The sequence below is a fragment of the Kitasatospora sp. NPDC002522 genome (assembly GCF_053595195.1).
Genome location: NZ_JBSFXE010000112.1, coordinates 1 through 1655 on the forward strand (window position 1 = coordinate 1; position 1655 = coordinate 1655).

The window sequence follows — 1655 nt, forward strand, 5'->3', positions numbered from 1 at the left end:
CCTTCGGGATCTCGGCCCCGCGGAACACCTGCATCACCACCGCGAGCGTGGTCGTCATCAGCAGCGCCCCGCCGATCCCCATCCCCGCGCGGGCGGCGATCAACTGACCCGAGGATTGGGCGAAGGCGGCGGCGGTCGAGCCGAGCCCGAACAGCGCGAGCCCGGCGAGCAGCGCACGCTTGCGCCCGTACCGGTCGGCGAGGCTCCCCGCCGTCAGCAGCAGCCCGGACTGCACCAGCGCATAGGCGTTGACCATCCACTGCACGTCCGCGGTCCCCGCGCCCAGGTCCTCACTGAGCGACGGGATGGCGACGTTGAGCACGGTGTTGTCGAGCAGCACGACCAGGGTCGCCAGGCAGACCACACCGAGAATCACCCAACGCCGCGGCTGCAGCGGGCTGGTCTCGGCGACGGGGTTGGGCATTGCGGTGGTCAAGGGACTCCCTCGGGCGACTCCGGTCGGTGACGTCGTACACCGTAGAGGGAGTTCTTCTACGCTGTACAACGATTTACGGACGGCGCTCCGCGAGACGGGAGTTGGGGACGCGGTGGTCTCAGTCGCGCAGGCCGGAGGTGGTCGGGGCGCCGATCTCGGCGGGGAAGAACGGGCCGGAGCGGCGGAGGATGACGTCGGTGACCAGTTGGATCTCGTCGCCGGGGAGGAACGGGCGTTCCTGGGGTGGGCGGAAGTACTGCCACGGGCGGGGGGTGTCGCTGGGGCGGCGGGTCGGGTCGGCCGGGCGGAAGCCGGAGCCGTTGATGCCGTTGGAGCGGACGAGGAGGCGGCCGTCGGGGGAGGTGAGGACCAGGTGGGAGCGGCTGATCATGTCCCCGCGGCTGGTGGCGAGTCCGGCGAGGTCGAGGTCGGCGGCGGCGCCGCGGCCGATGGTGATCCCGGTGCCCTGCTGATAGGTGAGTTGGGCGACGCAGACGCCGTCGGCGAGCACCTTGAGGAGGGTCGCGGGCGGCCGGGGCCCGGCGTCGCGGAGCTCCAGGCCGTGGTCCTCGCAGGTCGGCATGTCCTGGTGCAGCCGGGGCAGCCGGGTGGTGCCGTGGCGGGGGGTGTAGAGGGTGCAGGTGGTGTCGGGGCACTCCCAGTAGCTGCGGGTGAGGCGGCCGAGGTGCGGGCTCGGGGCCGGGGGGAGGACGGCCGAGGCCGCGGAGGCGGAGGGGTCGGGGCGGTGGGTCGCCAACTCGACGGTGCCGTCGGGGCGCACGGTGGGCCGCAGGAGACGCGAGGTGGGGTGGCTGACCCACTCGTGGTCGCGGCGGTGGTCGAGGAACCGGTCCGCGCTGATGATCGGGACGGCGAGGAGCTCGGCGAGTTCGATCAGCCGTTCGTCGGCGAGGTCCGACACCTCGACCAGGCCGCGCGCGATCCAGCCGTCGACGATCTGGGCGTCGCGGCGCGGTATCCGATGCCTGGTGGACCGGTCGGTGACGGCCCGGATCGCGAGGGTGGGGTCGCCGGTCCGTTCGATGAGGGCGCGAACGACCTGGTAGAGGTACGCGATGCGGTCCCTCGGGGCGATCTCCGTCAGTATGTTGGGCAGGTCCAGCAGGAAGTCCGCACTCTCGGTGGCCGCGAGGAAACTGCCCTCGATCAGGCGGAGTTGCGCGTCGATCGGCGGCAGCTGGGCGGTGCGTGCCCGGCC

Annotated in this window: 2 protein-coding genes; both read right to left on the minus strand. The window is 72.3% G+C overall.

The features are described from left to right. Window positions 1-424, minus strand: a 424-nt coding sequence (locus ACWD4U_RS34705) for an MFS transporter (RefSeq protein ID WP_449787414.1), incomplete at its 3' end; no start/stop codon positions are given. Between the two features lie 130 nt (window positions 425-554). Then, window positions 555-1655, minus strand: a 1101-nt coding sequence (locus ACWD4U_RS34710; protein ID WP_449787413.1) for a hypothetical protein, incomplete at its 5' end; no start/stop codon positions are given.